This is a genomic window from Sphingomonas sp. Leaf30, assembly GCF_001422525.1.
GTDB classification, from domain to species: Bacteria; Pseudomonadota; Alphaproteobacteria; order Sphingomonadales; family Sphingomonadaceae; genus Sphingomonas; species Sphingomonas aerolata.
Window position 1 is genome coordinate 1082524 of record NZ_LMKZ01000001.1, and the last position, 23430, is coordinate 1105953.

Sequence of the window (23430 nt, forward strand, 5' to 3'; positions counted from 1 at the left end):
ATCGAGGCCAGATGACCCTTCCCCAATCCCTTTCGATCGCCACGCTCATCGGCATGATGATGCTCTTCATCTGGGGACGGTTTCGCTATGACGTCACCGCGATCCTGGCCCTGCTCGCGAGCATTGCGCTGGGGATTGTCAGCCCGAAGGATGCCTTCAAGGGCTTTTCCGACGACATCGTCATCATCGTCGGTTCGGCGCTCGTCATCTCGGCGGCGGTCCAGCGCTCGGGGGTGATCGAACTGGCGCTGGCGAAGCTTGCAAAGCGGGTCACGCGGGTGCGGTCGCAGCTTGTCGTGCTGACGGCGTCGGTGGGGTTCTCGTCTGCGCTGGTCAAGAATATCGGCGCGCTGGCGATGCTGATGCCTGCCGCGTTCCAGATGGCGAAGAAGAACAACACCTCGCCATCGGTGTTCCTGATGCCGATGGCGACCGCGTCGCTGCTCGGCGGTCTTATCACGCTCGTCGGCACCTCGCCCAACATCATCGTCAGCCGCGTCCGCGAGCAGATGACCGGGCAGCCGTTCGGGATGTTCGATTATACCCCGGTCGGGCTCGGGCTGACGGTGATGGGGCTGATCTATCTGCGCTTCGCCTATCGCCTGCTGCCGCGCGACCGGCGGGCTGCGCCGACGATGGGCGAGGCGCTCGACATCAAGGGGTATATCACCGAAGCCGCGATCACCGAGACGTCCCCCGCGGTCGACGAGTCGGTCGAGGATTTTCTCGCACGGCACGACGGCGAGGTGTCGATCACGCGGATCCTGCGTGCGGGCATGCGCAGCGCGCCGAACGAGCATACGCACCTGAGGGCGGGCGACGTACTGATCCTCGGCGGCGAACCCGATGCGCTCGAACGCGTGATCGCGCGCGACCGGCTGAAGCTTGAAGGCGAGGACCGCGAAAAGGCGGATCAGGCGGACGACGATGAAGTCGGCGTGATCGAGGCGGTCGTCAATGTCGGGTCGCCGCTGGCGGGCCGGACCGCGGCGCGGCTTGCGCTGCAGGCGCGGTTCGGGGTCAATCTGATCGCGATCTCGCGACAGGGCGAGCATCTGTCGCGCCGACTGGCGAATATCGAGCTGCGCGCGGGTGACGTGCTGGTGCTGCAGGGGCCGCTCGAACAGCTGCCCGGCAAGTTGCGCGACCTCGGCTGCCTGCCGCTGGCACAGCGCGAGATGCGGCTTGGCGTGTCGAAGCGCAGCTGGCTGCCGATCGGTATCCTCGGCGTCGCGATGGGGGCAACGGCGATGGGGTTCGTGCCCGTGGCGGTGGCGTTCTTCGCGGCGGCGGGGCTGATCATGGCGACCGGCGTGCTGCCGGTGCGCGAGGCCTATGACCATGTCGAATGGCCCATCCTGATCATGCTCGGCGCGTTGATTCCGGTCAGCGATTCGCTTCGTACCACCGGCGCATCGGATGTCATCGCGACGTGGCTGTCCGCGACCGCATCGACGCTGCCGCCCTGGGGGGCGGTCGCGCTGATCCTGGCCGCGGCGATGGCGGTCACGCCCTTCCTGAACAATGCTGCGACCGTGCTGGTGATGGCGCCCATCGCGGCGACCTTTGCAGGCGACCTCGGCTATCGGCCCGAGGCGTTCCTGATGGCGACCGCGGTCGGGGCGGGGTGCGACTTCCTCACGCCGATCGGCCATCAGTGCAACACGCTGGTGATGGGGCCGGGCGGCTACAAGTTCAGCGATTACGCCCGGCTCGGCGCGCCACTGTCGCTGCTGGTGCTGTTGGTCGGCACGCCGCTGATCGTCGCGGTATGGCCGATGCACTGAGCCCCCTCCCGCGGGGGAGGGGGCGTCGGTGGCATCAGCCGGGCAGGCCCACCACAGTCTTCACTTCCATGAAGTCGGTCAGCCCGTAGCGGCCATTCTCGCGGCCATTGCCCGATTGCTTGTAGCCGCCGAACGGCGCGCCGATGTCGGGGCTCCACGAATTGATCGTGACCAGCCCAGCGCGCAGCTTTGGCGCCACTTTCGCTGCGGCGGCCGGGTCGCCCGAGATCGTTGCAGACAGCCCGTATTCGGTCGCGTTGGCGATGCGGATGCCCTCCTCCTGGTTGGCGTAGGCGGTGATCGTCGCGACCGGGCCGAACGTCTCCTCCTGCGCGATCCGCATGTCGGGGCGGACATCGGTGAACAAGGTCGGCTGGATATAATAGCCCGCGTTGCGCCCGTCGGGACGCCCCACGCCGCCCGTGACCAGCGTCGCACCCTCGTCGATCGCCGACTGGATCAGCCCCTGGATCTTGTCGAACTGCGCCTTGTTGACGACGGGGCCGATATGCTGGCCCATTTCGGCAGGGTCGCCCACTTTGGTCTGCTCCATCATCGTCTTGACGATCGCGGTGGCCTCGGCGACCTGGCTGGCATGGACCAGCAGCCGGGTCGGCGCGATGCAGCTCTGCCCCGAATTGGCGAGCACGCCCGCCACCGTCGGCGGCAGCACTTTGGCAAGGTCCGCGCCTTCAAGTACGAGGTTGGCCGCCTTGCCGCCAAGTTCCTGATGGACGCGCTTGACCGTCGGAGCGGCGGCCTGCGCGACCGCGATGCCCGCGCGGGTCGAGCCGGTGAAGCTGACCATGTCGACGTCGCGGTGGCTCGACAGCGCCACGCCGACGCCGGGGCCATCGCCGTTGACGAGGTTGAACACTCCCGCCGGGACGCCCGCGGCATCCATGATCTCGGCGAGGATGATTGCGCAGGAGGGCGCCTCCTCGGACGGCTTCAGGATCATCGTGTCGCCCGCCGCCAGCGCTGGCGCGACCTTGGCGCAGATCTGGTTGAGCGGCCAGTTCCAGGGCGTGATCATCGCGACGACGCCGAGCGGTTCGTGCACGACGGTCGCCTTGCCGATGACTTCGGAGAATTCGAACGCCGCCAGCGCCTTGGCGGTCGCGGAGAAATGCGCGAGGCCGGTCGGCGCCTGTGCCACCGATGCGAGCGCCATCGGCGCGCCCATTTCCTGCGACATCGCCTTGGCCAGATCGGGCATGCGCGCCTTGTACTCGGTCATGATTCGGCCGAGCACGTCGAGCCGCTCCTGCACGCTCGTCTGGCTCCAGCTTTCGAACGCGGCGCGGGCGGCGGCGACCGCCTTGTCGACATCGGCCGCGGTGCCGAGCGTGATCTCGGTACAGGGCTGTTCGGTCGAGGGGTCGATGACCTGGTGGATTCGGCCGCCGTCGCTGTCGACCCAGGCGCCGTCGATATACTGCTTCAGATAGCTCTTCATCATGCCTCTCCGCATCGTGTTTTGCAGAGGAATGGGCGTCGGGCGGATCGGTTGCAACCCGAAACGCGGAGCCTAGTTAGGGTCATGACCAACAGGAGACGGGCATGGCACGCGTAGCGACAATCAGGACGACCGGTGGCCCCGAGGTGATCCAGTGGGACGACGTCGACCTGCCCGCGCCGGGCAAGGGCGAGGTGTGGATGCGCAACACCGCGGTCGGGCTGAACTATATCGACACCTATCACCGCAGCGGCGTCTATCCGGTAGCGTTGCCCTCAGGGCTCGGCAGCGAGGCGGTCGGCGTGGTGATGGCGGTGGGCGAAGGGGTGACGGGCTTTGCCGCGGGCGACCGCGTCGGCACCTTCGGCCCGACCCGCGGCGCCTACGCCACCGAGCGCACCGTGCCCGCGGGCGAGCTTTTCCACCTGCCCGACACGCTCGACGACCGCACCGCCGCGGCGATCCTGCTCAAAGGCTGCACTGCGGAGTTCCTGATCGAACGTTGCGCGTGCGTCGAGGCGGGGCAGACGGTGCTTGTCCATGCCGCCGCAGGCGGGGTCGGGCATATCCTGGTCGGCTGGCTGAAGGCGATCGGCGCGACCGTGATCGCCAGCGTCGGCAGCGAGGCAAAGGCCGAGCGGACGCGCAAGGCGGGGGCCGATCACGTCATTCTCCACCGGTCCGAGGACATCGCGGCGCGGGTGCGCGAGATCACCGGCGGGAAGGGCGTGCCCGTGGTGCTCGACGGCGTTGGCGGCGCGACATGGCAGGCGTCACTCGACAGTGCGGCGAAGCGGGGTCTTATCGTCAGCTTCGGCAATGCAGGCGGCGTGGTCGATGGCGTCAATCTCGGCGTACTGGCCGCCAAGGGGTCGCTGTTCGTGACGCGCCCGACGCTGTTTGATTATGCCGAGCACCGGCAGGCGATGGTCGATCGGGTGTTCGCGATGCTCGAGCAGGGCGCGTTCAAGCCGGAGATCGGCCAGACCTTTGCGCTGGAAGACGCGGCGGATGCGCACCGGGCGCTCGAGGCAGGAGAGACGTTCGGGAGCAGCGTGCTGCTGGCCTGAGCGCGCTGAAGTCATGGTCTCCCGCGAAGGCGGGAGCCCAGACTGTGTCCCCGCCTTCGCGGGGACACATGGGCATAGAGCAGAACGCAATTTGATCATCCCGTGCAGGGCAGAAATCGCGGGATGCTCAAACGAAGAAAGGGCGCCCGGATTGCTCCGGGCGCCCTTTTTACCGTCAGCGCCGTGGCGAAGCCACGTCGTCAGTCGTCGCCATAGGCGACGCCGGCCGACAGCGGCTAAGCTGCCGGCCCGGCAGATTAGCCGCTGTAGTACATGTCATACTCGACCGGGCTCGGCGTCATCTCCCAACGCGCAACTTCGGCACGCTTGATCTCGACATAGCTCTCGATCTGATCCTTCGAGAAGACGTCGCCCTTCAGCAGGAAGTCGTGATCGGCGAGCAGGCAGTCGAGCGCCTCGCGGAGAGACCCCGCGACGGTTGGAACCTGGGCGAGTTCTGCGGGCGGCAGGTCGTACAGGTTCTTGTCCATCGCTTCGCCCGGATGGATCTTGTTCAGGATGCCGTCCATGCCTGCCATCATCAGCGCCGCATAAGCGAGATACGGGTTGGCCAGCGCATCGGGGAAGCGCACTTCGACACGCTTAGCCTTGGGGCCGGTGCCGTAGGGAATGCGGCACGAGGCCGAGCGGTTGCGCGCCGAATAGGCGAGCAGCACGGGCGCCTCGTAGCCGGGGACGAGGCGCTTGTAGCTGTTGGTCGTCGGGTTGGTGAACGCGTTGACCGCCTTGGCATGCTTGATGATGCCGCCGATGAAATACAGGCACATGTCGCTGAGGCCCGCATAGCCGTTGCCCGCGAACAGCGGGGTCTTGCCTTCCCAGATCGAGAAGTGCGTGTGCATCCCCGAACCGTTGTCCTCCTTGATCGGCTTGGGCATGAACGTTGCCGTCTTGCCATATGCGTGCGCGACCTGGTGGACGACGTACTTGTAGATCTGCATGCGATCCGCGGTCTGCGTCAGCGTGCCGAAGGTCAGGCCCAGCTCATGCTGTGCGGCCGCGACCTCGTGGTGATGCTTGTCGCAAGGCAGGCCCATTTCGATCATCGTCGAGACCATCTCGCCGCGGATGTCGACGGCGCTGTCGACCGGCGCGACCGGGAAATAGCCGCCCTTGGCGCGTGGACGGTGGCCGAGATTGCCGCCCTCATATTCGCGGCCCGAATTGCCCGGCAGTTCGATGTCGTCGATCTTGTAATAGCTGGTCGAATAGCTGTTCTCGAACCGGACGTCGTCGAACATGAAGAATTCGGCCTCGGGGCCGACATAGACGGTGTCGCCGACGCCGGTCGTCAGCAGATACGCCTCGGCGCGCTTGGCGGTCGAGCGTGGATCGCGGGCGTAGAGCTCGCCGGTCGACGGATCGGCGATGTCGCAGATCAGGATCATCATCGGCGTCGCCGAGAACGGATCGACATAGACCGCGTCGAGATCGGGCTTGAGCGTCATGTCGCTCTCGTTGATCGCCTTCCAGCCCTCGATCGACGAGCCGTCGAACATCAGGCCGTCGGTCAGCTCGTCTTCGCCGATCAGGCTGGCGACCATCGTGAGATGCTGCCACTTTCCCTTGGGATCGGTGAAGCGCAGATCGACCCACTCGATCTCCTGGTCCTTGATCATCTTCAGGACGTCGTTGGCCGAATTTGCCATGATGCTAAGCCCTCTTTGCTCGATAGGTCGGCAGATATGCCGGAAATGATAGTGCGGCGCAGCGCGCTAATTCCACAGATTGTTGCGCCGCGTCAAATGAAGTCGGTGTCAGTAAGGCCGTTAAATCGCGTCGTCGTCGCGCTCGCCGGTGCGGATACGCAGCGCACTTTCGACGGGAATGACGAAGATCTTGCCGTCGCCGATCCGGCCAGTCTGCGCGGCCGCAGCGATCGCCTCGACGACGCGTTGTGCCAGACCATCCGCGACGACGACCTCGAGTTTCACCTTGGGCAGGAAGTCGACGACATATTCGGCGCCACGATACAGCTCGGTATGGCCCTTCTGCCGGCCAAAGCCCTTGGCCTCGGTCACGGTAATACCGCTTACGCCGATCTCGTGCAGCGCTTCCTTCACCTCATCAAGCTTGAACGGCTTGATGATGGCTTCGATCTTTTTCACAGGTACGCCCCCGATTGTCGTTGAAACCAACGCCCTACAGGGCGCATTGCACCAAACGTGCCAGTTGTCGCCACTTCGGGCAACGGCCGATTCACCCGTAAACCCTGCCCGAAAATACAGCATCCGGAAGGGATGTGCACGATGCGGGGGCAGCGATCACAGAATTTCGTGCAGCCGCGCGATGGGCCGTCCGAGGCGTACGCCCTTGTCGGTCTCGACCAGCGGACGCTCGATCAGCAGCGGATCGATCATCATCGCGTCGAGGATCGCTTCGGCGTCGCCATGCTTGACCGCCTTCGCGCCGTCTTCTGCCATGCGCAGACCCTGGCGCGGCGTCATGCCTGCGCGGTCGTAGAGACGGACGAGTTCGGCGCGCGACGGGGGAGTCTTCAGATATTCAACGATCGTAACGTCCGCGCCGGCCTCTTGCAACAGCGCGAGCGCCTCGCGCGACTTGGAGCATTTCGGGTTGTGGTAGATCGTCGCCTTCACGAATGCTCCGTCGTCATTGGACTGGCCTCGGCCAGACCATGTGTCCCGCCCAGTTCTTGTTCTCCCGCCTTCGCGGGAGAACATTCTAAGTGGCAGGAGTGTTACGCCCCCTGCTTGGCGAGCCACTCTTCCAGCCACTTGATCGTGTACGCGCCTTCCTGGAATTCAGGATCGTCGAGCAGTGCACGGTGCAGGGGAATCGTCGTCGTGACGCCCTCGATCACCATCTCCTCAAGCGCACGCCGCAACCGTCGCAGCGCGCCCTGACGCGTCGCGCCATAGACGATCAGCTTGGCGACCATCGAGTCGTAATAAGGCGGCACACGGTAGCCGGCATAGAGCCCGCTATCGACGCGGACATGCATCCCGCCGGGCGCATGATAGAGCTTCACCAGCCCCGGCGACGGCGTGAAGGTGCGCGGATCCTCGGCATTGATGCGGCATTCGATCGCATGGCCGCGGAACTGCACATCTTCCTGGCGCAGCGTCAGCGGATGCCCCTCGGCGATGCGGATCTGTTCGCGCACGAGATCGAGGCCGGTGATCATCTCGGTCACCGGATGCTCGACCTGAAGCCGGGTGTTCATCTCGATGAAGTAGAATTCGCCTGCTTCCCACAGGAACTCGATCGTCCCCGCGCCGCGATAGCCCATGTCAGCCATCGCCTTGGCGACGATGCCGCCCATCCGCTCGCGCTCTTCTGCGGTGATGATCGGCGAGGGGGCTTCCTCGAGCACCTTCTGGTGGCGGCGCTGGAGCGAGCAGTCGCGCTCGCCGAGATGGATCGCGTTGCCCTCGCCGTCACCGAAAATCTGGAATTCGATATGCCGCGGGTTGCCGAGGTATTTTTCCATGTAGACGGTGGCGTCGCCGAACGCAGCCTTCGCCTCGCTGCCGGCCTGCTGCATCTGCGTTTCGAGGTCTTCGGCGTCGGTGACGACCTTCATGCCGCGACCGCCGCCGCCGGAGGCCGCCTTGATGATCACCGGATAGCCGATCTCGTCGGCGATCCGCTTGGCCTCGGCGATGTCGCTGATCGCGCCGTCCGAACCGGGGACGAGCGGCAGCCCGAGCGCACCTGCGGTGCGCTTGGCCTGGACCTTGTCGCCCATCGTGCGGATGTGCTCGGGCTTCGGGCCGACGAACAGGATGTTGTGCAGCTCGACGATCTCGGCAAACTGCGCATTCTCGCTGAGAAAGCCGTAGCCCGGATGGATCGCATCCGCGCCGCTGATCTCGGCGGCGGAGATGATGTTGGGGATGTTCAGATAGCTGTCGGTCGCCGACGGCGGTCCGATGCAGATCGCCTCGTCCGCGAGCCGCACGTGCATCGCGTCGGCGTCGGCGGTCGAATGGACCGCCACCGTCTTGATGCCCATCTCATGGCAGGCGCGGTGGATCCGCAGCGCGATCTCGCCGCGGTTCGCAATGAGCAGCTTCTTGATTTGCTTCATTATTCGACCACGACCAGCGGCTGGTCGAATTCGACCGGCTGGCCGTTCTCGACGAGGATCGCGGTGACGGTGCCGGCCGAGGGCGCGACGATCGTGTTCATCACCTTCATCGCCTCGATGATCAGCAGCGTGTCACCCGCATTGACCTTCTGGCCGACGGTCGAGAACGGTTTCGCTTCGGGGTTGGCGGCCAGATAGACGGTGCCGACCATCGGCGACTTGACCGCGCTCGCGCTGATCGCCGGGGCGGACGCGCCGACCTCGGCCTGCGGGATCGCCAGCGGTGCGGAGACGGCGGGCGCCGCAGGGGCGGGGGCATAGTGCGCGACTGGCGCGGCCTGCGCTGCCTTGCGTGCGACGCGGATCCGGCGCGAGCCGTCCTCGACTTCGATCTCGGTCAGCTGCGTGGTGTCGAGCAGTTCGGCGAGCTGGCGCACCAGGGTCACATCGACCTGCATTGCGCCTGTTGTTTCTGGTGTATCGGTCATGGCGGGGCCTCCTGTCAGAACCGTGCGACGGCTTCAAGCGCGAGCAGATACGAAAGCGCGCCGAAACCCGCGATCGTGCCCTTCGCCGCCTGTCCGACCAGGCTGATGTGCCTGAACGATTCGCGGGCGTGGGGATTGGAAAGATGGACTTCGATCACCGGCGTCTTCACGCCCTTGATCGCGTCCTGGACCGCGACCGAAGTATGCGTGAATGCGCCGGCATTGAGGATGACGGCCTTCGCGCCGCGCGCCTGCGCCTCCTGGATCCAGTCGACGAGGTGCCCTTCGTGATTCGACTGGCGCATGTCGATCGTCAGGTCGAGTTCGCGCGCGCGATCCTCAAGCTGGCCGGCGATGTCGTCGAGCGTCTCGTCGCCGTAAATCTCCGGCTCGCGCGTCCCCAGCAGGTTGAGGTTGGGGCCGTTCAGGACGAAGATTGTCGCAGGGACGGTGGCAGGGACTGTCGCGGGCAAAGGCTGCTCCTGGTTGCAGGGGCGGCAAACCACCCTCTATATGCACCCCCCTTACCCGTTCGTGTCGAGCGAAGTCGAGACATGAGACCGGCAGCGGACGGGTGGTTTCCCGACTTCGGTCGAAACGAACGGAAAACTCTGCATGCCCCACTCCGACGGCACCGTCTCGATCACCGTGAACGGCGAGCACAAGCGTGTTTCCACCGGCCTCAGCCTTGCAGGGCTCGCGACCGAGCTGGGCCTCATCCCCGAAAAGATCGCGGTCGAACGCAATATGGAGGTGGTGCCGCGTTCGACGCTGGCGGACGTGATGGTCGAGGATGGCGACGACCTCGAGATCGTGCACTTCGTCGGCGGCGGTGATCATGCCGCGGCGATCGACACCGACAGCTGGACGGTCGCCGGCCGCACCTTCCGCTCGCGACTGATCGTCGGCACCGGCAAGTACAAGGACTTCGCGCAGAACGCCGCCGCGGTCGAGGCCTCGGGGGCAGAGATCGTCACCGTCGCGGTGCGCCGCGTCAACGTGTCGGATCGCAATGCGCCGATGCTGACCGACTTCATCGACCCGAAAAAAATCACCTACCTGCCCAACACCGCGGGCTGTTTCGATGCCGAATCGGCGATCCGGACGCTGCGGCTGGCACGCGAGGCGGGCGGCTGGGAGCTGGTGAAGCTCGAGGTGCTCGGCGAGGCGAAGACGCTTTATCCCGACATGGTCGAAACGCTGCGCGCGACCGAGATCCTGGCGAACGAGGGCTTCAAGCCGATGGTCTATTGCGTCGATGATCCGATCGCTACCAAGCGGCTTGAGAATGCGGGCGCGGTCGCGATCATGCCGCTGGGCGCGCCGATCGGCTCGGGTCTGGGTATCCAGAACCGCGTGACGATCCGGCTGATCGTCGAGGGGGCAGGGGTGCCCGTGCTTGTCGATGCGGGCGTCGGCACGGCATCGGATGCGGCGGTGGCGATGGAGCTTGGCTGCGACGGCGTGCTGATGAACACCGCGATCGCCGAGGCGAAGGATCCGCTGATGATGGCGGCGGCGATGAAATCCGCAGTCGAATCGGGGCGGCTTGCCTATCGCGCGGGGCGGATGGGGCAGCGGCGTTATGCCGATCCCTCGAGCCCGCTTGCCGGCCTGATCTGACACCATGACGCAAACGTCACGGAACCCTCGATAAAGACGGCCGTTATAGTCTCACAAGTTCAGAGCGGTACGATTGGCGTATCGCACAACATAGTGGAGGCTCTCATGGGCGAATTCACCGATAAGGTCGCGGCCGCAGGCAACAAAGTCGCAGGCAACGTCAAGGAAGCCGTGGGCAAGGCAACCGACAACGACCGTATGGTCGCAGAAGGCGAAGCACAGCAGGCCAAGGGCACTGCGCAGAACGTTAAGGGCAGCGTCAAGGGCGCACTCGGCGACGACATCTAAGCTTAGGCTTGATGACAGGAATATGGCCGCTTCGGGAAACCGAGGCGGCCTTTTCTTTGGCGTCGCCGTCGCGCGCCGCGCGGGACCTGGTAATGGTGTCGCTGCACATCAGGACAGCCAAATGATCAAGCGAGATACGCCATGACCCTGCCGACCCGCAGCTACGCCGCCTTCCTGTTCGACATGGACGGAACGATCCTGACGTCGATCGCATCTGCCGAGCGGACCTGGACGGCATGGGCGATCGCGCACGGCCTGGATGTCGCGACCTTCCTGCCGACGATTCACGGCGTTCAATCGGTCGAGACGGTTCGGCGGCTGGGTCTGCCCGGCGTCGACCCGGTCGTCGAAGCGGCTGCGATCACTGCCGCCGAGATGGAGGATGTCGGGGACATTACCCCGATCCGTGGTGCGGCTGATTTCCTCGCGACACTGCCGGCTGGGCGCTGGACGATCGTGACCTCGGCACCGCGCGCGCTGGCCGAGCGGCGTCTTGCTGCCGCGGGTCTGGCGATCCCGGCGCAGTTCATCGCGGCCGAGGACGTCGCGAACGGCAAGCCCGCGCCCGATTGTTTCCTGCTGGCCGCCGAGCGTCTGGGTGTACCAGCATCCGACTGTCTTGTCTTCGAGGATGCACCGGCAGGTATTGCGGCAGCCGATGCCGCGGGATCCGATGTCGTCGTCATCACGGCAACGCATGGCCGCGACCACCGCGTGGACGCAGCGCGGCATGCGATTGTGGATTATGACGGTGTTGAGCTTACGGCCGACGGTCTTGGTCGCTGGCGGCTTGGCCGCGAATAAGGGCTGGATCATGACATCGTCGGTCCGGCCGCATGACGGGTAACTATCCGAGATTGATCTGTTTTCGACGCATTATGGATATACACTGGTAATGAGTTGAGCGCAGGATCGGCGGATGGAATTTCCGGTGCGACCAGCCAAGCTCGAACGCTTCATGGACGACCAGGCCGTACTCGCGCGCATCGCACCGAACCCCGCGGTCGCGCAGATGCACCGCGACCTCGAACGATATTATCGCGAGCAACTGGATCAGGCGCTGCGCCTGATCTGATCGCAGGGGCCGTAACCGGCCCGGGCCTGGATCAGAATAACTCCCCCTGCGGCCCCTGTGGCGCGCGGAACAGGTCACACCGCAGTCCGACCCGTTCCGCGTTCAGCCCGTGCTTGCGCACGGCGATGTCGAACCTGGTCTTCAGCAAGTCCGCCCAGGGCCCTTGCCCCTTCATCCGGCTGCCGAATCCCGGATCATTGTCGCGTCCGCCGCGGATCGACTGGATCGTCGCCATGACCTTGCTGGCGCGATCGGGAAAATGCGCGTCCAGCCATGCCCGGAACAGCGGCGCGACCTCCCAGGGCAGCCGGACCGGGATGAAGAAAGCAAAACGCGCACCGGCCTGCGCGGCGCGCGCGATCAGATGCTCGATTTCGTGATCGGTGATCGCAGGGATCACCGGCGCGATCGAGACATAGACCGGCACGCCCGCCGCCGCGAGCGCGCTGACCGCCGCAAGCCGTCGCTCGGGATGCGGCGCGCGGGGTTCGAGCGTTGCCGCAATCTTAGGATCGAGCGAGGTGATCGACATCGCGACCGCGGCCAGACCCTTTGCCGCCATCGGGGCGAGCAGGTCGAGATCGCGGATGACGCGATCCGACTTGGTCGTGATCGTCAGCGGGTGGTTGGTCTCGGCCAGCACCTCGATGATGCCGCGTGTGATCCGCCAGTCGGCTTCGATCGGTTGGTAGGGATCGGTGTTGGTCCCCAGCGCCATCGGCCGTGCGCTGTACCCCGGTTTCGCCAGTTCGGCCCGGAGCAGCGCGGCGGCGTCGGGTTTGGCGAACAGCCGGCTTTCGAAATCGAGCCCGGGCGACAGATCGTGAAACGCGTGGCTCGGCCTGGCAAAGCAGTAGATGCAGCCATGCTCGCAACCGCGATAGGGATTGATCGAACGGTCGAAGGGGATGTCGGGCGACGCATTGCGACTGATGATCGTCCTGGCCCGCTCGACCGTGACGGTCGTCCGCAATCGGGGGGCAGCACCGTCGATCGTATCGCGCGCATCAAGCCAGTCGCCGTCCGCTTCGGTCTGCGGAAGGTTGAAGCGCGTGCTTTCGCCGTTCAGCGTCGCACCGCGTACCGGACGGGGTCTGGTCATGCCCGATACTAACATCGGGCGGGGAACGAAGAAAGAACAAACGGGCGGCTTCCCCGACGCCGCCCGATGTCGTCATGCGCGTTCAGAACCTGACGCCGAACCCCGCGATCGCCTGGTGGCGGCTGAAATCGAGGCTGGTCTTGGTCGTGCCGTCGTTCGCCTCATAGCCGTTATAATCGGTGTAGACGTACTCGAGCTTGCCGTAGAAGCGCGACGAGAACGCGGTCTGGATACCAGCACCCGCGTGGAAGCCGCTGAGCAAGTCGGACCCCGCGACGTTGTTTTCCTCAACCGTCGCGTTGCGGTTGCTCAGGCGCAACCGGCCACTCGAAAAGCCACCCTTCACATACAGAAGCGTCGTCGGGGACAGGAGATAGCCGCCGCGGGCGCCAACGGTGATGTTGCGGTTCGCGGCGATGCAGGTGCGATCGCCCACGCTCACGATGTCGTTCTCGCACTCCTTTGCGGTCGACCCTTCGAGACCGGCATAGACGCCGAGCACCGCGCTGACATTGACCTGCGCGTCATAGCCGACCTCGCCGCCATAGGTGACGCCGCTCTTGCCGACGCGGACGCTTGCCGAGTCGTCCGCCGTGTCGACGTTCAGCTCGGAAATGACGCGTTCATAGCCGATCCGGGGTTCGACCCGCAGGCCCGAGACCTGGCTCGCCGGATTGCCGCGCGAATCGCGGTCGAATCGGTCATAGGCGCGGCCGTCATAGGTCCGGCCGTCGGACGATTGCGCCACGACCGGCGTGGTGGCGGTCCCGGCTGCGACGAGCGCGAGCAGGTAGATTTTACGCATGCTGATACTTCCCCCTTACCGCCGCCGTCGTCGACGGGCGGTACGGGCCTGGTATCGCGCGGGAATGCTGACAGGACGTTAACCGGAAGCGCGGCAGGCCGGGTAAGGCGCCGCGGATGGTCGCGCGGCGGTTTTGCGCGTAGAGCGGGGCATGGCAGAGAATCTGACGACGGTGGAGCGGGCCTTCGAACTGGCGCGGTCGGGTGAGTGCGATTCGGTCAATGGCCTGCGCCAGCGATTGCGCCGCGAGGGGTATGACGCGGTGCATCTTCACCTCCACGGCGCGGCGATCAACAAGCAGCTCGTCGATCTGATCCACGCCGCGAGAGGCTGAACGCCACGATCATTTCTGGGCGAGGATCACCTCCTTCGGCATGTCGAGGCCCGACGCGGCCCAGGCGGATGCGGTGCGGCAGGTGATCCGGTCGATGCGGGTGCCGGTGACTGCGGGTTCGGTCAGGCAATATTTGCGCGACTTCGCATCATATTTCAGCGTCGTCATCTGGGCCTGTGTCGCGCTTCCCCGCGGTGCGGCGTTCGCGATCGTCGGGCTGACGGCCGTGGCAATAGCGATCGTGATGAGGGCAACGGTGCGGCCGAGCGTGCGCGTGGTTGGTAGAGCGGGCATGACGGTGTGTCCTTCCAGAAGATGAGGTCGAGCCGCCCGGGGGCAGCATGAAGACCAATGCATCTGGCGTGCCAGTTGACTACTACACTAAGACACTTCGCTTCTGCGCTCTAAAACCTCGTCTTTTTTGCTCGCAGCGGCGATCAGCGCGAACTACGCTCAACGGAAATCACGCCATCAGTTGGGAAGCGATACCGAAACATGGCCCGTCGACGTGCGCGGTCAGCGCTCGAGCAGGCGCGGCATCAGTTCGACGAAGTTGCAGGGGCGGTGACGGCTGTCGAGCTGATCGCGCAGGATCCCGTCCCACCCGTCCTTCACCGCGCCGGTCGAACCCGGCAGCGCGAAGATATAGGTGCCGTGCGCGACACAGGCACAGGCCCGTGACTGCACCGTCGACGTGCCGATCGTCTTGTAGCTGAGCATCCGGAACAGCTCGCCGAACCCGGGGATCATCTTTTCGGCAATGCGCTCGACCGCCTCGGGCGTCACGTCGCGGCCGGTGACGCCGGTGCCGCCCGTGGTGATGACGCAGTCGACCGCCGGATCATCGATCCAGGCGTGGAGGCGGGCGACGATCGTCTCGACGTCATCCTTCTCGATCCGGCGGTCGGCGAGCACATGCCCTGCCTCTGCCAGCCGCGCGACGAGCGTATCGCCCGAGCGATCCTCGGCCAGCCCGCGCGTGTCGGACACCGTCAGCACGGCGATCCGGACCGGCAGGAAGGTCCGGCTTTCGTCGATTGGCATAAAAGATCAGTCCGCGCGTGTGACGGTGGAGGATTGCGCACCGACGCTGGCGTTGACCGCGATCATCGGCTGATGCGCGGTGAGGCTCGCGCTCGCGCGCGCATTCGGCCGGGCGTTCATGCGGATCGCGGTCGCGCCGGGCAGGCCGGGGAAACGCGGCCACATGCCCTGTGCCAGTGCGTTGCGGCTGGTCGAGGCCTTCCGCCCACCCTGCGCCTCGTACATCCAGTAGTTGCGCAGCACGGTGGTGACGTAGCCGCGCGTCTCCCAATAAGGGATGCTTTCGATATACAGCAGCGGATCGCCATTATCGTGGACGATCGCGTTCCAGTCGCCGACCGGGCGCGGGCCCGCATTATAGGCTGCGATCACCTTGGGCAGCAGCCCGCCGGTAACGCCGGCCATGTCGCGCAGCCGTTCGAGATGCCGCTGGCCGATGTCCATGTTGGTCGACGGCTTGGTCAGCGCCTTGAGATCGATCGACGTGCCGCGTTCGCGCGCAAAGTCGGTCGCCGCTGCTGGCATGATCTGCATCAGGCCGTAAGCGCCCGCGGGGCTGCGTACCGTGTTGCGGAAGCGGGACTCCTCGAGCGTGTGCGCGTAGACCAGCGCCTTGTCGATGTGCCAGCCGCTGTCGGGCGTCCAGTTCGGCGTCGGATAGCGCGCCTCGGCCGCGGTGGTGATCCCTTGCGGACAGTTGTGCGCGAGCCAGACGGTCGTCGCGGGCAGGCTGAGCGCCTCTGCGACCCGGACGAGATTGCGGAATTCGCGGGGATCGCCGATCTTCGCCTGCTGGCGGATGACGGTGTCGGCCAGTTCGGTCTCGCCGACCTCGACGAGCGCGGCTGCGACCCGGACATTGGGGCGCTTCTCGACGACCTTCCAGTCGCGCGCGACCACGCCGCCAGGACCGCTGCCGCCGACCCGCGCGGGATCGGCCATCGCGAGCTGCTGGCGTGCGAGCTGTCCGTAGAAGCTTTCGCCGAACTGCGCCGCGGCCTTCAGCCGACCCTGGATCTTGTCGGGACGTGCGCAGACCATGTCGGCGCGCGACGCCCAGTAAAGCGCCGCCGCGCGCAGGTCGACATCGCCCGCGCGCGCCGCGACGCCTTCGAACCCCGTGCCGGCGTTGGCACAGTCATTCTGTCGCCACGCAGCCAGCGCGCCGACCCAGCGGGCCTGGACCGCCCATTCGCCGACACCGTCCTGGCCCTTGGCGGCCATCACGCGCGCATTGGCGTCGTCACCCTGGAGGAAATAAATCCACGCGATCTTCTGCTGCCATTCGGTCAGCGTCTCGGGCGTGAGCCCGGGCGTGCTGTCGAGTAGCGACTGTGCCTCGCGGCCCATGTCCGCCTTGACGTAAGGCTGCATCTTCAGCGCGAGGTCGGCGGCGATCATATCGCCTTTGAGGCTCTTCGCGCGCACCCGACGCGGTGCGCCGTCCTGCCAGATCAAACGCTGCGCGACGGGCAGGGGAGGCAGATCGACCGCACCGCGGACCGCGGCGAGGCGTGCAATCTGTTCCGCCTCTGGCAGCTCGGGGGCCTCGTTCAGCAGCGCGACGAGCGGCGCCATCTCGATCCTTGGCGATCCCTTGGCGACGTACATCTCGGCGCGCGCGATTGCGTGGAGCGGGCCGGGCTTCATGGTATCGAGCTGGATCTGCGCATCGGTCCATTTGCCGTCGCGGATCGCGCCGAAGACCGCGCGATAGGCGTCACGCTGCGCCGGATCGAGCTGATCGGGAATCTGTTCAGCGGTCGGTGCACCGGCGACGAGTCGGGCATCGCCCGTACCGCTGTCGGCGATCGGTGTCGCCAGAGCGGGAAGCGGCAATGCCGCACAACCGAGCAGGATTGCGAGCGTGCGGGTCATGCCCGCGTCTCCTGAGACATCTGGCCCCCCATCAACATCTGCAAATCCTTCCAGGCTTCTGCCTTGGCCGCCGGCTTCTCGATCAGAAAGCGCGGGTGAAAGCTGGCGAGCACGCCTGCTTCTCCGACCTTATGGCTAATTCCATGTAAACGTCCCCGCGCCGCCTGCAATTCCATCCCGAGGATGGCACGGCTCGCCGCATTGCCGAGCAGAAGCAACCGCTTGGGCGCAACAAGTTCGATGTGATGCTTGGCGATTTCCGCCAGCCGGTCTTCGACTTCGCGCTGGATGCGACCCGCGGTCGGGCGCTTGGCGCAGACCGCGGCGACATGGACCTCCGACCGGGTCAGCCCGATCGCGGCGAGCATGCGGTCGAGCAGGCGACCCGATGCACCGCTCAGCAATTGTCCGGCGCCGCCATTGTCCGTGCCGTCGTCGCGATCGGGGCAGTCGGCAAGCACCATGACCGTAGCGTCAGCAGGCCCCTCGGCCGCCAGCGAAATACCGTTCCAGCGTGCCTCGGGCACGTCCGCGCCGGTCCGCCAGGTCAGGAATTCGGTCAGCGACAGCGGCATCGTGGCGACCGCCACCGGCGGCGCGACGGGCACGCCGGCGGGCGCCGGCGGCGCGATAACCAGCGGTTCGGGTGCCGCGAACCAGTCGCGCGGGGCGTCGTCGACGAGCATGTCGACACCGGCATCGTGCCACCAGTCGAGCACGCTGACCGCGGCGTTGCGCCAGTCGATGATCTGATCCGCCCCCATATGTCTCCTATGCTGCGTGGTTGACGTGGCGGTCAACTCGCGCAATCGCCTAAATAGACACGACACGGACAAGACGGTGCCGGCCCGAGCCCGAACGAACGGGAGGGGCGGGAAGCCGGGCAGACAGGGACCATCCCCCGGGAGACGATGATGACGACACGTGAATCGATGCCCTACGACGTAGTGATCGTCGGCGCAGGTCCGGCGGGGCTTTCGGCAGCGATCCGGCTGAAACAGCTGGCGGCCGAGAAGGACGCGGACATCTCGGTCTGCGTGCTCGAAAAGGGATCCGAGGTCGGCGCGCACATCCTGTCGGGCGCGGTCATCGATCCCAAGAGCCTCGACGAGCTGCTGCCCGACTGGCGCGAGGATGGCTGTCCGCTGGCCGAGGTGCCGGTGACGGAGAATCATCACTGGATCCTCAGCAAGACGAAGAAGAGCGAGATGCCGCACTTCGTCACGCCGTCGTTCATGCACAACAAGGGCACCTATACCGGCAGCCTCGGCAATCTGTGCCGCTGGATGGCGGGCAAAGCGGAGGAGCTCGGCGTCGAGATCTTCCCCGGCTTCGCGGCCGCCGAGATCCTGTTCAACGACGACGGATCGGTGAAGGGCGTCGCGACCGGCGACATGGGCGTCGCGCGCGACGGCACGCACAAGGGCGATTATACTCCGGGGCTCGAACTCCACGCCAAATACACCTTCTTTTCCGAAGGCTGCCGCGGTCACCTGACCAAGCAGCTGATCGCGAAGTTCGATCTCGCCAAGGACAGCGACCCGCAGGTCTATGGTCTCGGTATCAAGGAGTTGTGGGACATCGATCCCGCGCTCCACTCGCCCGGCCGCGTCATCCATACGCAGGGCTGGCCGCTCAGCGAAACCGACGGGTCGAACGGCGGCGGCTGGATCTATCACCAGGCCAATGGCCAGGTCTCGATCGGCTTCGTCACCTGGCTGAACTACACCAATCCGCATCTCTCGCCGTTCCACGAGATGCAGCGCTGGAAGACGCATCCCGAGATCGCGGCGCTGCTGAAGGGCGCCAAGCGTGTCAGCTATGGCGCACGCGCGATCAGCGACGGCGGGCTGCAGTCGATTCCGAAGCTGGTGATGCCGGGTGCCGCACTGATCGGCGACAGCGCCGGCTTCCTCAACGTGCCGCGGATCAAGGGCACGCACACCGCGATGAAGTCGGGCATGATGGCGGCCGAGGCTGCGGTCGAGGCGATCGTGTCGCAGCGCGGGCATGACGAACTCGCCGCCTATCCGGAGGCGTTCGAGCGCAGCTGGGTGAAGAAGGAGCTGTCGGTCGTCCGCAACGTCGTGCCGCTGGTCAAGAAGTTCGGCGACATGCTCGGGTCCGGGCTTGCCGGTGTGACGATGTGGCTCGAACATTGGGGTCTGAAGGTGCCGTTCACGATGCACCATCATCCCGATCACGAAAGCCTGTGGCGCAAGGATCTGGTCAAGCCGATCGTCTATCCCAAGGCGGACGGCGTGCTGACGTTCGACCGGCTGTCGTCGGTGTTCATCTCGAACACCAATCACGAGGAGGACCAGCCGATCCACCTGACGCTGAAGGACCCGGCGGTGCCGATCGCCTACAACCTGCCGATGTACGACGAGCCCGCGCAACGCTATTGCCCCGCCGGCGTTTACGAGGTGGTGGGCGAAGAGACGGGCGATCCGAAGTTCGTGATCAACGCGCAGAACTGCGTCCACTGCAAGACCTGCGACATCAAGGACCCGACGCAGAACATCAACTGGGTCGTGCCCGAGGGCGGTGGAGGCCCCAACTATCCCAATATGTAAGCATGCCCTGCTGGCGATCGGCCTGCTGACCGACCCGACGGCGGCGCTGGCCGACACCGGCGGTCTCTCTGCCTATCTCAAGGCGCGCGCCGCCGACGCCGACGGGAGGGTGATGATTGCCGCGGACCAGTACGCCAGGGCATTGGCGGCGGCGCCCGACGATCCGGTCATCGCGATCCGCGCCTACGGCGAAGCGATTGAGGCGGGCGACATGCCGCTCGTCGCGCGCGCGGCGGGGGTGCTGGCGAAAGCAGGGGTCGCGCCCGCGGACGCCGCACTGTTCCTGCTCGCCGCCGCCGCGCGCAAGGGCGACACCCGGGCGACCCGGACGGCGATCGCCACGCTCGGCAAGGGCCCGCTGGTGGTGCTCGCACCATCGCTGAACGCGTGGGTGGCGCGTGCCGAGCATCGTGACCCGGGCGCGGCGCTGGCCACCGCGGGCGAGGATCCGGTCGCGCGCCGGTTCGCCGCCGAGACGCGTAAGCGCATCGCTGCCGCCCCCGCGCGCCAGCCACTCGGCCTTGCCGTCGCACAGACACTCGCGGGTTTGGCGGGGGACCTCATCGCAGGGGCGCCGTCGCCGCTAGCAATCGCGCTCGCCCAGGCTGCGGTGGAGGCCGATCCCGATTATGCCCCCGCGCGAATCGTCCTTGCCGACGCGCTTGCGCATAGCGACCGGGTCGACCGGGCGCTGGCGGTGCTCGACAGGGTCGATGGCACGTCGCCGTCCGCAGAGGCGGCGATCGCCAAGCGTCTCGAAATCCTGTCGGTCGCCGGCCGTGACGAGGCGGCGCTGGCCATCGCGAGGACACGCGCCGAGCGGCAGGAGGCGGTCGCCGGTGACTGGCAGCGTTATGCCGACCTGTTGCTGACGACCGGCGATGCGGCGGCGGCGGCGCAGTGGTATGGCCGGGTTCTGGCGGCGGATCACGGCGCGCCGGCGGGCGCGCGCGGCGGCTGGGGGGCGTGGCTGCAATATGGCGGGGCGCTCGATCAGGCGGGGCGCTGGCCCGAGGCGCGCATCGCGCTCCGCAAGGCGGTTGCCCTCGCCCCGACGCAACCGCTCGCGCTCAATTATCTGGGATTCGCGCAGGTCGAGCATGGCGACGACATCGCGGGTTCGATTCGCCTGCTCGAGCGGGCGAGCCGGCTCGATCCCGCCAATCCGTCCGTCACCGACTCGCTCGGCTGGGCCTATCACCGCGCCGGCGATACGCGACGCGCGCTGCCGTTGCTCGAGCGTGCCGCGCAGGCGGAGCCGACCAATGCCGAAATCGGCGATCATCTCGGTGATGCCTATTGGAGCATGGGCCGACGCTACGAGGCGCGCTATGCGTGGCAGGCCGCGATCGTCACCGGCGATGCCGAGGAGCGCGCGCGCATCGCCGCGAAGATCGACACCGGCCTGCCGATCGCTGCGCGCCGTTGACTCCTGATCCCGAGACCCCGATGCCGACGACGACCGAAACCGCACCTGCCAAGATCAATCTCGCGCTGCATGTGCGTCACCGCCGCGCGGACGGCTATCGTGAACTCGAGACGCTGTTCGCCTTTGCCGAGCATGGCGACGTCGTCACGGTGCGCACGGCGGACGCTGACAGCTTTGCCATCATCGGGCCGTTCGCAGCGGCCTTGCGCCCGCAAGCAGGGGACACGGACGCGGCGCCGTGGGACGGCAACCTCGTGACGGCCGCAGCGGACGCGTTCGTCGCGACGTTCGGGATCGCCGCGCACCACGCGATCACGCTCGACAAGCGGCTGCCGATCGCATCGGGGATCGGTGGCGGATCCGCCGATGCCGCGGCGACGCTGCGCGCGCTGGCGCGGCTGTACGGCGTCGCGGTGCAGGATCCGGCTCTTCACGACATTGCCGCCCGACTGGGTGCGGACGTGCCCGCGTGCCTCGTCAACCGGACGACGTTCGGAACCGGGCGCGGCGATACGCTAGTCGCGGTAGACGGGCTGGCGGGAACGCCGTTGCTGTGCGTCAATCCGGGCGTGGCGGTGTCGACCGCGGCGGTATTTGGCGCGTGGGACGGGATCGACCGCGGGCCGCTCGGCGAGGGGCCGCTGCTCGAACGCGCGATTGCCGGGCGGAACGACCTCGAGGCGCCGGCCTGCGCGATCGCGCCGGAGATTGCCCGCGTCCGCGCGTTGCTGGATGCGGCGCCGGGCGTGCTGCTCGCGCGCATGTCGGGATCGGGGGCGACCTGCTTTGCGCTGTTCGACAGCATCGCGGCCCGTGATTCCGCGGCGGCGGATGCTGGTGTGCAGGGTTGGTGGACGCTGGCGTGCACGCTGCGCTGAACGCGGGTTAAATGCCGCGTTGAAACTGTTCGGCTTTGGGACTCCGGACGCTGTAAAATCGATTGCATCGCACCGGTCGGAAGCGTCAAATCGGGCTGTCCACTACCGGATCGGCGCCATGGTTTGCCGACCGGCCCAAGGTTTCTCTCAAGACGCCGAAGCGGACCCATGATGGGAGGGCGGTCACCGAAAGGCGGCCGCCCTTTTTCACATTCCCCGATGTTCCGCACTTGTTCCGTGAGAACAAAAGCAATACATGGCGTTTGACGCGTTGAATGGCACGCGCGCTTGCTTTAGCGATGGGAGCTTATCGATGGCCGCTAATCTGAAAGTGATCGACACCGGCATGGCAACAGCAACCAACGACCGGCAAAAGGCGCTCGATGCCGCACTCGCGCAGATCGACCGCGCGTTCGGCAAGGGCTCGGCGATGCGTCTGGGCTCGAAGGAGACGATGCAGGTCGAGGTGATCTCGACCGGCTCGCTCGGGCTCGACATCGCGCTCGGCGTCGGCGGCCTGCCGCGCGGCCGCGTGATCGAGATCTACGGTCCGGAAAGCTCGGGCAAGACCACGCTCGCACTCCACGTCATTGCCGAAGCGCAGAAGAATGGCGGCACCGCCGCGTTCGTCGACGCCGAGCATGCGCTCGACCCGGTCTATGCCAAGAAGCTTGGCGTCAACATCGACGAGCTGATCGTGTCGCAGCCGGACACCGGTGAGCAGGCGCTCGAGATCGTCGACACGCTGGTCCGCTCGAACGCGATCGACGTGCTCGTTGTCGATTCGGTCGCAGCCCTCGTGCCGCGCGCTGAAATCGAGGGCGAGATGGGCGACAGCCATGTCGGGCTTCAGGCGCGCCTGATGTCGCAGAGCCTTCGCAAGCTGACCGGTTCGATCAGCCGGTCGCGTTGCATGGTGATCTTCATCAACCAGCTCCGCATGAAGATCGGCGTCATGTACGGCAACCCGGAGACGACGACGGGTGGCAACGCGCTGAAGTTCTACGCTTCGGTCCGTCTCGACATTCGCCGCATCGGTGCGGTCAAGGCGGGCGACGAGGTCACCGGCAACCAGACGCGCGTGAAGGTCGTCAAGAACAAGGTTGCGCCGCCGTTCAAGCAGGTCGAATTCGACATCATGTACGGGCAGGGCGTCTCCAAGCTCGGCGAGATCCTCGATCTCGGCGTGAAGGCCGGGCTCGTCGAGAAATCGGGTGCGTGGTTCAGCTATGACAGCGTACGGCTCGGTCAGGGTCGCGAGAATTCGAAGACCTTCCTCAAGGACAATCCCGAGACCGCCGATCGTCTCGAAAAGCAGATCCGCGCGCGCACCGACAAGGTTGCCGAGGAAATGATGGTCGGTCCCGACGCCGAAGACGACGCCTGAGTAAGGGGCGGAGCCCTTTTCCTCGCAGGGAAGGGCTCCGCGTCCTGTGACAGGGCGAGGCAGCGTCCAGGGCTGATGGGTCGGGCGAGTTTCGTCTCGCCTGGTTGAGCTGATGGGCCGCAGCGGGACGCG

Annotated in this window: 24 protein-coding genes; 11 read left to right on the top strand and 13 right to left on the bottom strand. The window is 66.1% G+C overall.

Annotation, left to right across the window (positions count from 1 at the left end; genetic code table 11):
- Window positions 1-11: 11 nt before the first annotated feature.
- Window positions 12-1787 (top strand): SLC13 family permease, encoded by a 1776-nt coding sequence (locus ASE89_RS05035; protein ID WP_056674595.1) that lies wholly within the window; start codon window positions 12-14, stop codon window positions 1785-1787.
- Window positions 1788-1821: 34 nt separating this feature from the next.
- On the opposite strand, the gene ASE89_RS05040 is transcribed toward ASE89_RS05035, so the two are convergent.
- Window positions 1822-3246, bottom strand: a complete 1425-nt coding sequence (locus tag ASE89_RS05040) for an aldehyde dehydrogenase family protein (protein ID WP_056675373.1) — start codon at window positions 3244-3246, stop codon at window positions 1822-1824.
- 104 nt (window positions 3247-3350) lie between these two features.
- On the opposite strand from ASE89_RS05040, the gene ASE89_RS05045 reads away from it, so the two are divergent.
- Window positions 3351-4316 carry a quinone oxidoreductase family protein gene (locus ASE89_RS05045; protein WP_056674600.1) on the top strand — a complete coding sequence of 322 codons (966 nt, stop codon included), beginning with the start codon at window positions 3351-3353 and terminating at the stop codon, window positions 4314-4316.
- Window positions 4317-4573: 257 nt separating this feature from the next.
- Here ASE89_RS05045 and glnA read toward each other — a convergent pair whose 3' ends face one another.
- The 6 genes from glnA to aroQ form a co-directional block, all read right to left on the bottom strand.
- Window positions 4574-5986, bottom strand: a complete 1413-nt coding sequence (gene glnA / locus ASE89_RS05050; RefSeq protein ID WP_056674602.1) for a type I glutamate--ammonia ligase — start codon at window positions 5984-5986, stop codon at window positions 4574-4576.
- Between the two features lie 120 nt (window positions 5987-6106).
- Entirely contained in the window at window positions 6107-6445 is a 339-nt protein-coding gene (locus ASE89_RS05055; protein WP_031394505.1) for a P-II family nitrogen regulator, read from the bottom strand.
- Between the two features lie 156 nt (window positions 6446-6601).
- Entirely contained in the window at window positions 6602-6937 is a 336-nt protein-coding gene (locus ASE89_RS05060; RefSeq protein ID WP_056674604.1) for an arsenate reductase family protein, read from the bottom strand.
- A gap of 101 nt (window positions 6938-7038) precedes the next feature.
- Window positions 7039-8391 (bottom strand): acetyl-CoA carboxylase biotin carboxylase subunit, encoded by a 1353-nt coding sequence (gene accC / locus ASE89_RS05065; protein WP_056674606.1) that lies wholly within the window; start codon window positions 8389-8391, stop codon window positions 7039-7041.
- Window positions 8391-8879 (bottom strand): acetyl-CoA carboxylase biotin carboxyl carrier protein, encoded by a 489-nt coding sequence (gene accB / locus ASE89_RS05070; protein WP_037527677.1) that lies wholly within the window; start codon window positions 8877-8879, stop codon window positions 8391-8393. Before accB ends, accC begins: the two co-directional genes overlap by 1 nt.
- Before the next feature lie 14 nt (window positions 8880-8893).
- Entirely contained in the window at window positions 8894-9352 is a 459-nt protein-coding gene (gene aroQ / locus ASE89_RS05075) for a type II 3-dehydroquinate dehydratase (RefSeq protein WP_056674608.1), read from the bottom strand.
- 142 nt (window positions 9353-9494) lie between these two features.
- Between aroQ and thiS the strand changes: the two genes are divergently transcribed.
- The 4 genes from thiS to ASE89_RS20195 all read left to right on the top strand — a co-directional run bounded on the left by thiS (window position 9495) and on the right by ASE89_RS20195 (window position 11865).
- Entirely contained in the window at window positions 9495-10502 is a 1008-nt protein-coding gene (gene thiS / locus ASE89_RS05080) for a sulfur carrier protein ThiS (RefSeq protein WP_082451236.1), read from the top strand.
- Window positions 10503-10607: 105 nt separating this feature from the next.
- Window positions 10608-10790, top strand: coding sequence for a CsbD family protein (locus ASE89_RS05085; RefSeq protein WP_031394577.1), 183 nt, complete (start codon window positions 10608-10610; stop codon window positions 10788-10790).
- Between the two features lie 141 nt (window positions 10791-10931).
- A complete protein-coding gene (locus ASE89_RS05090; protein ID WP_037527683.1) occupies window positions 10932-11594 on the top strand; it encodes an HAD-IA family hydrolase in 663 nt (220 codons plus the stop codon).
- Between the two features lie 115 nt (window positions 11595-11709).
- Window positions 11710-11865 carry a hypothetical protein gene (locus ASE89_RS20195; RefSeq protein WP_156360324.1) on the top strand — a complete coding sequence of 52 codons (156 nt, stop codon included), beginning with the start codon at window positions 11710-11712 and terminating at the stop codon, window positions 11863-11865.
- A gap of 31 nt (window positions 11866-11896) precedes the next feature.
- Here the strand turns inward: ASE89_RS20195 and ASE89_RS05095 are convergent, their stop codons facing one another.
- The gene (locus tag ASE89_RS05095) at window positions 11897-12967 is read right to left on the bottom strand and encodes a PA0069 family radical SAM protein (protein ID WP_056674610.1); all 1071 of its coding nucleotides are present in this window, start codon (window positions 12965-12967) and stop codon (window positions 11897-11899) included.
- Window positions 12968-13049: 82 nt separating this feature from the next.
- On the bottom strand, window positions 13050-13772 hold the full coding sequence (locus tag ASE89_RS05100; RefSeq protein WP_056674612.1) for an outer membrane protein: 723 nt from the start codon (window positions 13770-13772) through the stop codon (window positions 13050-13052).
- Between the two features lie 151 nt (window positions 13773-13923).
- On the opposite strand from ASE89_RS05100, the gene ASE89_RS05105 reads away from it, so the two are divergent.
- Window positions 13924-14106: a hypothetical protein gene (locus ASE89_RS05105; RefSeq protein ID WP_031394581.1), complete on the top strand. Its 183-nt coding sequence runs from the start codon at window positions 13924-13926 to the stop codon at window positions 14104-14106.
- A gap of 9 nt (window positions 14107-14115) precedes the next feature.
- On the opposite strand, the gene ASE89_RS05110 is transcribed toward ASE89_RS05105, so the two are convergent.
- From ASE89_RS05110 to ASE89_RS05125, 4 genes are all read right to left on the bottom strand, one after another.
- The gene (locus tag ASE89_RS05110) at window positions 14116-14400 is read right to left on the bottom strand and encodes a hypothetical protein (RefSeq protein ID WP_056674614.1); all 285 of its coding nucleotides are present in this window, start codon (window positions 14398-14400) and stop codon (window positions 14116-14118) included.
- A gap of 222 nt (window positions 14401-14622) precedes the next feature.
- Window positions 14623-15150 carry a molybdenum cofactor biosynthesis protein B gene (moaB, locus tag ASE89_RS05115; RefSeq protein ID WP_056674616.1) on the bottom strand — a complete coding sequence of 176 codons (528 nt, stop codon included), beginning with the start codon at window positions 15148-15150 and terminating at the stop codon, window positions 14623-14625.
- A gap of 6 nt (window positions 15151-15156) precedes the next feature.
- Entirely contained in the window at window positions 15157-17028 is a 1872-nt protein-coding gene (locus tag ASE89_RS05120) for a lytic transglycosylase domain-containing protein (RefSeq protein ID WP_056674618.1), read from the bottom strand.
- Window positions 17025-17792 carry a uracil-DNA glycosylase gene (locus ASE89_RS05125; protein WP_056674620.1) on the bottom strand — a complete coding sequence of 256 codons (768 nt, stop codon included), beginning with the start codon at window positions 17790-17792 and terminating at the stop codon, window positions 17025-17027. The genes ASE89_RS05120 and ASE89_RS05125 overlap by 4 nt, the downstream gene beginning before the upstream one ends.
- 150 nt (window positions 17793-17942) lie before the next feature.
- Here ASE89_RS05125 and ASE89_RS05130 point away from each other — a divergent pair, with 150 nt between their 5' ends.
- The 4 genes from ASE89_RS05130 to recA all read left to right on the top strand — a co-directional run bounded on the left by ASE89_RS05130 (window position 17943) and on the right by recA (window position 23298).
- Window positions 17943-19604 (top strand): electron transfer flavoprotein-ubiquinone oxidoreductase, encoded by a 1662-nt coding sequence (locus tag ASE89_RS05130; RefSeq protein ID WP_056675381.1) that lies wholly within the window; start codon window positions 17943-17945, stop codon window positions 19602-19604.
- Window positions 19576-21033 carry a tetratricopeptide repeat protein gene (locus tag ASE89_RS05135; protein WP_056674621.1) on the top strand — a complete coding sequence of 486 codons (1458 nt, stop codon included), beginning with the start codon at window positions 19576-19578 and terminating at the stop codon, window positions 21031-21033. Before ASE89_RS05130 ends, ASE89_RS05135 begins: the two co-directional genes overlap by 29 nt.
- Window positions 21034-21053: 20 nt before the next feature.
- Entirely contained in the window at window positions 21054-21911 is an 858-nt protein-coding gene (locus tag ASE89_RS05140) for a 4-(cytidine 5'-diphospho)-2-C-methyl-D-erythritol kinase (protein ID WP_056674627.1), read from the top strand.
- Window positions 21912-22224: 313 nt separating this feature from the next.
- Window positions 22225-23298, top strand: coding sequence for a recombinase RecA (recA, locus tag ASE89_RS05145; RefSeq protein WP_031396669.1), 1074 nt, complete (start codon window positions 22225-22227; stop codon window positions 23296-23298).
- Window positions 23299-23430: the final 132 nt, after the last annotated feature.

Excerpts from the sequence above, each read along its gene's own strand:
- ASE89_RS05035 (WP_056674595.1), top strand. The coding sequence starts at position 12 with ATGACCCTTCCCCAATCCCTTTCGATCGCCACGCTCATCGGCATGATG.
- ASE89_RS05040 (WP_056675373.1), bottom strand. The coding sequence starts at position 3,246 with ATGAAGAGCTATCTGAAGCAGTATATCGACGGCGCCTGGGTCGACAGC.
- ASE89_RS05045 (WP_056674600.1), top strand. The coding sequence starts at position 3,351 with ATGGCACGCGTAGCGACAATCAGGACGACCGGTGGCCCCGAGGTGATC.
- glnA (WP_056674602.1), bottom strand. The coding sequence starts at position 5,986 with ATGGCAAATTCGGCCAACGACGTCCTGAAGATGATCAAGGACCAGGAG.
- accC (WP_056674606.1), bottom strand. The coding sequence starts at position 8,391 with ATGAAGCAAATCAAGAAGCTGCTCATTGCGAACCGCGGCGAGATCGCG.
- accB (WP_037527677.1), bottom strand. The coding sequence starts at position 8,879 with ATGACCGATACACCAGAAACAACAGGCGCAATGCAGGTCGATGTGACC.
- thiS (WP_082451236.1), top strand. The coding sequence starts at position 9,495 with ATGCCCCACTCCGACGGCACCGTCTCGATCACCGTGAACGGCGAGCAC.
- ASE89_RS05085 (WP_031394577.1), top strand. The coding sequence starts at position 10,608 with ATGGGCGAATTCACCGATAAGGTCGCGGCCGCAGGCAACAAAGTCGCA.
- ASE89_RS05090 (WP_037527683.1), top strand. The coding sequence starts at position 10,932 with ATGACCCTGCCGACCCGCAGCTACGCCGCCTTCCTGTTCGACATGGAC.
- ASE89_RS20195 (WP_156360324.1), top strand. The coding sequence starts at position 11,710 with ATGGAATTTCCGGTGCGACCAGCCAAGCTCGAACGCTTCATGGACGAC.
- ASE89_RS05095 (WP_056674610.1), bottom strand. The coding sequence starts at position 12,967 with ATGACCAGACCCCGTCCGGTACGCGGTGCGACGCTGAACGGCGAAAGC.
- ASE89_RS05100 (WP_056674612.1), bottom strand. The coding sequence starts at position 13,772 with ATGCGTAAAATCTACCTGCTCGCGCTCGTCGCAGCCGGGACCGCCACC.
- ASE89_RS05105 (WP_031394581.1), top strand. The coding sequence starts at position 13,924 with ATGGCAGAGAATCTGACGACGGTGGAGCGGGCCTTCGAACTGGCGCGG.
- ASE89_RS05110 (WP_056674614.1), bottom strand. The coding sequence starts at position 14,400 with ATGCCCGCTCTACCAACCACGCGCACGCTCGGCCGCACCGTTGCCCTC.
- moaB (WP_056674616.1), bottom strand. The coding sequence starts at position 15,150 with ATGCCAATCGACGAAAGCCGGACCTTCCTGCCGGTCCGGATCGCCGTG.
- ASE89_RS05120 (WP_056674618.1), bottom strand. The coding sequence starts at position 17,028 with ATGACCCGCACGCTCGCAATCCTGCTCGGTTGTGCGGCATTGCCGCTT.
- ASE89_RS05125 (WP_056674620.1), bottom strand. The coding sequence starts at position 17,792 with ATGGGGGCGGATCAGATCATCGACTGGCGCAACGCCGCGGTCAGCGTG.
- ASE89_RS05130 (WP_056675381.1), top strand. The coding sequence starts at position 17,943 with ATGACGACACGTGAATCGATGCCCTACGACGTAGTGATCGTCGGCGCA.
- ASE89_RS05140 (WP_056674627.1), top strand. The coding sequence starts at position 21,054 with ATGCCGACGACGACCGAAACCGCACCTGCCAAGATCAATCTCGCGCTG.
- recA (WP_031396669.1), top strand. The coding sequence starts at position 22,225 with ATGGCCGCTAATCTGAAAGTGATCGACACCGGCATGGCAACAGCAACC.